Here is a 6,559-nt window from a genome sequence, read left to right on the forward strand (position 1 = left end):
CAGCACATGATAGCCTCGCTCCAAGGCGGGAATGGCATGGTCCACATGCTGGCGGTCCATGGTAGAGACGATCATCACGTCGGCCAGCTTTTCATGGGCCAGCATTTCCTCTCCGCTTGCAAAGCAGTTCTCATCGGGAATGTCATAGAGTGCCTGAGCCTTTTTGACCTTGCTGGGGTTCAGGTCCGCCACGGCCACCACTTTCATCCGGCCGGGGAACAGCTCCTGCATGGAGGCATAGGTGCTGCCCCGGTCGCCGAAGCCGCAGATGGCAAAGGTAATAGGTGCTTTCATTTTGATGTACTCCTTCCATAACTTTATGCTATAGTTGAATTTGGAACACGTCGACGCCCACGACAGGAGGGCTGGACCAGTCGATGGTGTGGCGGGCGCTGGCGTCCTCGACAAGCTCATACCCAGCGCTGTTGACCGCCAGGGCCTGGTTGAAGTGGAGCATCACATGGGGGAGAGGCAGGGCCTTGGGAGCCAGGTCCGGCTGCATATCGCAGTGGCAGTCAATATAGGCGTTGACCAGGCCAAGGGCAGTAGTCTCCGGGTCGTCCACGCCGCCAAAGCAGCCCATGATGTTCGGCGTTGCCAGCACACTGCCCGCACTTACACCCACATAGACCTTGTTGGCAGACACAAAGCGTTGGATGACAGCGTCAAACCCTGTGTTTTTTACAAGCCGCAGCAGGTGTTCTGCCCATCCGCCGGTAAAAAACATCACGTCGTAGGTCATGACCTCCCCTTCAGCCAGAGAGCCGTCCAATTCATAAATGGTGATGTGTTCAGGCAGAACGCCCAACTGTTCCAGCTCCCACCGCTGGATCGCTGCCAGATACCGGGCCTCGTTGTCGCAGGCTGCGGCGGGGATCAACAGAACCCGGGCCTGAGGGAGAGGCTTTTCCAACATGCGGTTGAATCGCGCTACAATGGGAGCAAGGGGCTTGCGCAGGTCAAAGGGGTCAAAGAAGCCGGAGTCGGTCAACAGCACGTTCCGCCAGGTCATGGAGCCTCCTCCTGCCCCAGCCGGGTCTGCCGCTGCTCCTCAAACATGGCCCGCACCGAGGGGGCGTTCTTGGTCAGCCGCTTAATGGTCAGGTCCTCCGCTTTCTGGTTTGCCAGGCGCAGATTGTTTTCCGAGCCCAGCAGATTGTCCTTGATTTTTTGCAGGTGCTGAATGGACTTGTCAATCTCATCAATAGCAGTTTTGAATTTCTCGCTGGCCAGCCGGTAGTTCCGTCCGAACTTGTCCTTGAAGTCGTTCATGGCGTCCTCAAAGTTCTCCACGTCAATCTGCTGGCTCCGTACCTCCCGGAGCTCCCGCTGGTATTTCAGGGAGTTCCGGGCAGCGTTGCGCAGCAGGGTGATGATGGGGATAAAGAACTGGGGCCGCACCACATACATCTTCTCATACCGGTAGGACACGTCTGCAATGCCGCTGTTGTAGAAATCATTGTCCGCCTCCAGCAGAGACACCAGCACCGCGTACTCGCAGCGCTTTTCCCGGCGGTCCTTGTCCAGCTCCTTGAAGAAATCCTCGTTTCTGTGCTTGGTGGCGGTCTCGTCCATCTCGTTCTTCATCTCGAACATAATAGAGATGAACTCCGTCCCGTCCTCGCTCTCCCGAAAGATGAAATCCCCCTTGCTGCCGGTGCGGGCGTCGTTGTCCTTCTCAAAATAGGCGTTGGGAAAGGCTGTCATGCGCAGCTGGTTAAACTGGTTCTGACAGTGCTGTTCCAGGCTTTCGCCCACCATTTTGGTGCTCTGCCGGGCCTTGAAGTCCTTATAATACTCGATCTGCTCGTCCTTGGCCTTCAGCTGGGCCTCATACTGCTCCTTCAGAGCCTTCTCCTTCAGCTGACTCTCTGACTGCTCGTTGGAGAGCCGGCCCTTCAGGCGGATGATTTCCAGCTCCTGCTCTTTTTGCGCTTGCTCGGCCGCGTTTTTCGCCTGTGTAACCGCCAGCTCCTTCTCACTGCCGCTGTTTTTCAGCTGGCTTTCCAGCTCCAGAATGCGCTTTTCCTGTTCTGCCAGCTGGGCGTCCTTCTTGGCAATCGCGTCCGAGCGTTCCTGGTCTTTTTTCGACTCAGCCTGGGTGACCGCCAGGGTTCTCTCCGTGCCGCTCTGCTGGAGCTGGCTTTCCAGCTGGGCAATACGTTTGTCCCGCTCTGCCAGCTCAGCCTCCTTCTTGGACAGAGCGTCGGTGCGCTCCTGGTCCTTTTCGGTGACAGCCTGGGTGACTGCCAGTTCCTTCTCCGTGCCGCTCTGCTTGAGCTGCTCATGAAGCTGGGTGATGAGCCGGTCCTTCTCAGCTAAAGCCTGGGCGTTCTGGGCTCTGGCCTGGATGAGGGCCTGCTCCCTGTCAGTCTGGGCCATTTTCAGGTCCTTCTGGTGCTGGTCCTTCAAAGCGGCCTCCCGGCCGCGCAGTTCTCTGTCAAATTCCTCTCCCCGCACCTGCTGGACGATCTGGGCATAGCCCGCCTCGTCTACCTGGAACACCTTGCCGCAGTTGGGACATTTCAGCTCCTGCATAGGATTCTCCTTTCAGGCTCAGCGGCCCAGTGCCCGGGCGCCGATGTCCCTGCGGCAGAAGCAGCCCTCAAAGTGAATCCGGTCCGCCGCCGCGTAGGCCCTGCTCAGGGCCTCCTCCAAGGTAGGGGCCTTGGCGGTAATGCCCAGCACCCGGCCCCCGCTGGTGGCAAAGCCGCCGTTTTCGTACTGGGTGCCCGCGTGAATCACCTCCACGCCCTCAGCCTGACCCTTTTCGTCCAGGCCGGTGATAGCCTTGCCCTTCTCATACCCGCCGGGGTAGCCGCCGCTGGCCAGAATGACGCAGGCGCAGGCCTCCTTGGACCATCGGATGTCCACATCCCCCAGCGTTCCTCGGGCAGTGGCCTCCACAATCTCGGCAAAATCCGTTTCCAGCAGAGGGAGCACCACCTGGGCCTCCGGGTCGCCGAAGCGGCTGTTGTACTCAATCACCTTGGGGCCCTGGGGGGTGAGCATCAGTCCAAAGTACATGCAGCCCTTGAAGGGCCGGCCCTCGGCGTTCATGGCCTCCATGGTGGGCATAAAGATTTTTTCCACGCAGGTCTGGGCAATTTCCTCGGTGTACAGGGGGTTGGGGGCAATGGTGCCCATGCCGCCGGTGTTGGGGCCCTGGTCTCCGTCATGAGCCCGCTTGTGGTCCATAGAGGCCGCCATGGGCCGCATGACCTTGCCGTCGGTAAAGGCCAGCACCGTCACCTCGGGGCCGGTAAGGAACTCCTCTACCACCACCCGGTTGCCGGAGTCGCCAAAAATTTTGTCTTCCATCAGGCTGTGCAGAGCCTCCGCCGCCTCCTTCTCGTTCTGGGCAATGACCACCCCCTTGCCCACCGCCAGGCCGTCGGCCTTGATGACGGCAGGGTATTGGTTCTGGGACTTGATGTAGGCCAGCGCGGCGGCAGGGTCGTCGAACACCTCATACCCGGCAGTGGGAATGCCGTATTTCTTCATAAGATTTTTGGAGAACACCTTGCTGCTCTCAATCTGCGCAGCCTGATAGTTGGGGCCGTAGCAGAGAAAGCCGCCTTCCTCCAGATAGTCCACCATGCCTGCGCCCAGAGGGTCGTCCGGGGCCACAAACACCAGGTCCACGGCCTTTTCCTTGGCCAGAGCCAGCATACCAGCCTTGTCCATGGCGTTTACAGGGCAGCACTCCGCGTCCTGGGCAATGCCCCCGTTGCCTGGGGCGCAGTAGAGCCTGCCCACCCGGGGACTCTGCCGCAGCTTGCGGATGATGGCGTGCTCCCGTCCACCGCTGCCGATGACTAATATATCCATGCTGATACCTTCTTTCCTCTATGTAGTGTAGGGCAGAGCTCGTGTCCCTCGCTATAAATACAAGCTCTTACAAAAGCCGCCTGCCAATCTCCGCCAGTGACAGGGCGGTAATGTCAGCCCCCAGATGGGGAACCCCCGGCTTTGCCAGATAGGCCCCGTGCCACCCCGCTTTCAGGGCCCGCACCAGGGCGGAGGGCTCTCCGGTGGCCAGATACACCAGGGTGGGGAATTTGGCGGTCCGCTCCGCTGCCCGGAAGAACTGGGGCCCGCCAAGGCCCTCGGGGGACAGGACCAGCTCCCCGGAAAAGAACCGGGCCAGAAAGGGCTCCTGCTGAAGAAAATCCGGCTCCGTGCCCAGCAGGTAGTTTTTCCACTGGCCATAGGCACACATGGCCAGGGTCCCGGCAGCCTCCGGGCGGGGGAGCAGAATAGCCGAGTCCCAGAAAATAGCCTTGCGCATGGGCCAACCTCCCTTCGTTTTTCTTACAGCTCCGTCGGGCCCAATCCCGGAAGGCACAGGCCGTACCGCTTGACCGCCTGCTCCAACCCCTCCATGAGCTCCTCCCGGGTAAAGTCCTGGGCTTCCAGCTCCGCGTCTGTCAGGGCGTTGGCCTGCTGGTAAAAACGCAGCGCGGCAGCAAGCGCGTCCTTGTCTCCGGGCTTCAGATGCTCAAAAAGAAGATCCTCCGCCTCTCCCAGCCGGCCCTGGTTCAGCAGACGGGTCAGCTCCTGTTCCAGCCAGTCCGAGCCGCTTTGGCGGAGCTCCTCCCCCTGGACAGATTCCTGAGAAAGCTCCAAACCCGCCAGCCGCAGAACAGTGGAGACCATCATCTCAATCTGCCGCATCAGCCAGTCCTGTTGTATAAACACCGGCGTTCCCTCCTTTCGCGGTCCTGCTGCCAGTCCGCAGCGGCTTAGTGATGGAACAGCCGGATGCCTGTAAAGGCCATGGCAATGCCATACTTGTCGCAAACCTCGATGACATTATCGTCACGGATGGACCCGCCGGGCTGGGCGATAAACTCCACCCCGGACTTGTGGGCCCGCTCAATGTTGTCCCCAAAGGGGAAGAAGGCGTCGGAGCCCAGGGCCACGCCGTTCATACCGTCCAGCCAGGCACGGCGCTGCTCGCGGGTAAAGGGTTCGGGCTTTACTGTGAAGAAGTTCTCCCACTGGCCGTCTGCCAGCACGTCCATATAGTCGTCGGAGATGTACACGTCAATGGTGTTGTCCCGGTCCGGCCGGCGGATGTCCGGCTTGAAGGGCAGTTCCAGCACCCGAGGGGACTGGCGCAGATACCAGTTGTCGGCCTTGTTGCCTGCCAGACGGGTGCAGTGGACCCGGCTTTGCTGGCCGGCCCCCACGCCGATGGCCTGGCCGTTCTTTACATAGCACACAGAGTTGGACTGGGTGTACTTTAGGGTAATCAGGGAGACCACCAGGTCCCGCTTGGCCTCGTCGGAGAGGGACTTGTTGGCAGTGGGCAGGTCGTTCAGCATGTCCCCGTTGATGACCAGCTCGTTACGGCCCTGCTCAAAGGTGACGCCGAACACGTCCTTGTGCTCAATGGGGGCGGGGATGTAATTCTCGTCGATCTGCACCACATTGTAGTTCCCCTTGCGCTTGGTTTTGAGAATGGCCAGGGCTTCCTCGGTGTAGCCGGGGGCAATGATGCCGTCGGAGACCTCCCGGGCCAGCAAAGCGGCGGTCTCCTTGTCGCACACGTCAGAGAGGGCGGCCCAGTCGCCGTAAGAGGACATGCGGTCAGCCCCCCGGGCGGCGGCATAGGCGCTGGCAATGGGGGAGAGCTCCAGGTCGTCCACAAAGTAGATTTTCTTCAGAGTGTCGCTAAGGGGCACATACACCGCCGCGCCGGCAGGGCTTACATGCTTGAAGGAGGCTGCGGCGGGCAGGCCGGTGGCTGCTTTCAGCTCCCGGACCAGCTGCCAGCTGTTGAAGGCGTCCAGAAAGTTGATATAGCCGGGCTTGCCGTTGAGCACCTGCACAGGCAGCTCGCCGCCCTCCTGCATGAAAATGCGGGAGGGCTTTTGATTGGGGTTGCAGCCATATTTCAGAGAGATTTCGTTTGCCATGTTGACCAGCCTTTCTAAAAAAGTAGTAGACAGAAAAAGAATGAAACCGCTTCCAGACCGCACCGGCCCAGGAAGATGAAAGGACTTTGGAAGGTTTTTGTCCTCGTCTTCCATAAAGCCGGCTGTCAGAGGCCCAAAAATGTCTAAGCTTTGCTGAGGCCTGTCCGCGCCTTACTGGTTCTTGTTGACCACCCGGGTCTCTGCCGCGCCGGTTTCCAGGTCAATATACCGCACAAACAGCGAGACCTTGTTGTCCTCATTCAGGCTCTCCCACAGGCTGTTTGTAAAGCTGTCAATGTCCCCGGAGAGGGCCGCGGTCTTGGGCTCCCCTGCAAAGGAGGGCACCGGGTCGCCGTCTCCCTGATAGGTGTGGATGAAATGTCCCACCCCCGGCACAGGCTCATAGTCGAAGAACTGGCGCAAGGCGGCGGGAGACCCCTCCCGGACCTGTCCGCCCTTGAGGATGGACAGCCGGTAGCGGTATCCGTCCTTCAGCTCCATCACACCAGAGATGCGGGGGGTGTAGATGGGCGGGTCCGGCTCATAGGTGCGGGTGAGCAGGGCCTGCTGAAAGGCCCCGGATACCGGGCAGTCCGGGTGGGCGGCAATATAGTCGTGAATGGTGTCGGTCTGGT

8 protein-coding genes are annotated in these 6,559 nt (G+C 60.1%); all 8 read right to left on the reverse strand.

Annotated elements, in window-relative coordinates:
• Positions 1 to 294, reverse strand: a 294-nt coding sequence (locus tag ACTO5E_RS09535; protein ID WP_482303220.1) for a Gfo/Idh/MocA family oxidoreductase, incomplete at its 3' end; no start/stop codon positions are given.
• A 28-nt stretch (positions 295 to 322) separates the two neighbouring features.
• The gene (locus ACTO5E_RS09540; protein ID WP_482303221.1) at positions 323 to 1,012 is read right to left on the reverse strand and encodes a Type 1 glutamine amidotransferase-like domain-containing protein; all 690 of its coding nucleotides are present in this window, start codon (positions 1,010 to 1,012) and stop codon (positions 323 to 325) included.
• Positions 1,009 to 2,538 (reverse strand): DUF2130 domain-containing protein, encoded by a 1,530-nt coding sequence (locus ACTO5E_RS09545; protein WP_482303222.1) that lies wholly within the window; start codon positions 2,536 to 2,538, stop codon positions 1,009 to 1,011. Before ACTO5E_RS09545 ends, ACTO5E_RS09540 begins: the two co-directional genes overlap by 4 nt.
• An 18-nt stretch (positions 2,539 to 2,556) precedes the next feature.
• Positions 2,557 to 3,831, reverse strand: a complete 1,275-nt coding sequence (gene purD, locus ACTO5E_RS09550; protein WP_482303224.1) for a phosphoribosylamine--glycine ligase — start codon at positions 3,829 to 3,831, stop codon at positions 2,557 to 2,559.
• 67 nt (positions 3,832 to 3,898) lie between these two features.
• A complete protein-coding gene (locus ACTO5E_RS09555; RefSeq protein WP_482303225.1) occupies positions 3,899 to 4,291 on the reverse strand; it encodes a hypothetical protein in 393 nt (130 codons plus the stop codon).
• A 23-nt stretch (positions 4,292 to 4,314) separates the two neighbouring features.
• Positions 4,315 to 4,701 (reverse strand): DUF6483 family protein, encoded by a 387-nt coding sequence (locus tag ACTO5E_RS09560; RefSeq protein ID WP_482303226.1) that lies wholly within the window; start codon positions 4,699 to 4,701, stop codon positions 4,315 to 4,317.
• Between the two features lie 44 nt (positions 4,702 to 4,745).
• Positions 4,746 to 5,924 carry a phosphoribosylaminoimidazolecarboxamide formyltransferase gene (locus ACTO5E_RS09565; protein WP_482303227.1) on the reverse strand — a complete coding sequence of 393 codons (1,179 nt, stop codon included), beginning with the start codon at positions 5,922 to 5,924 and terminating at the stop codon, positions 4,746 to 4,748.
• 171 nt (positions 5,925 to 6,095) lie between these two features.
• Positions 6,096 to 6,559, reverse strand: a 464-nt coding sequence (locus tag ACTO5E_RS09570) for an IMP cyclohydrolase (protein ID WP_482303228.1), incomplete at its 5' end; no start/stop codon positions are given.

It is taken from the genome of Acutalibacter sp. (assembly GCF_056800975.1).

What these genes read in the sequence shown, in the direction of transcription:
- ACTO5E_RS09540 (WP_482303221.1), bottom strand. Translation starts at nt 1,012, where the DNA reads ATGACCTGGCGGAACGTGCTGTTGACCGACTCCGGCTTCTTTGACCCC.
- ACTO5E_RS09545 (WP_482303222.1), bottom strand. Translation starts at nt 2,538, where the DNA reads ATGCAGGAGCTGAAATGTCCCAACTGCGGCAAGGTGTTCCAGGTAGAC.
- ACTO5E_RS09565 (WP_482303227.1), bottom strand. Translation starts at nt 5,924, where the DNA reads ATGGCAAACGAAATCTCTCTGAAATATGGCTGCAACCCCAATCAAAAG.
- ACTO5E_RS09555 (WP_482303225.1), bottom strand. Translation starts at nt 4,291, where the DNA reads ATGCGCAAGGCTATTTTCTGGGACTCGGCTATTCTGCTCCCCCGCCCG.
- purD (WP_482303224.1), bottom strand. Translation starts at nt 3,831, where the DNA reads ATGGATATATTAGTCATCGGCAGCGGTGGACGGGAGCACGCCATCATC.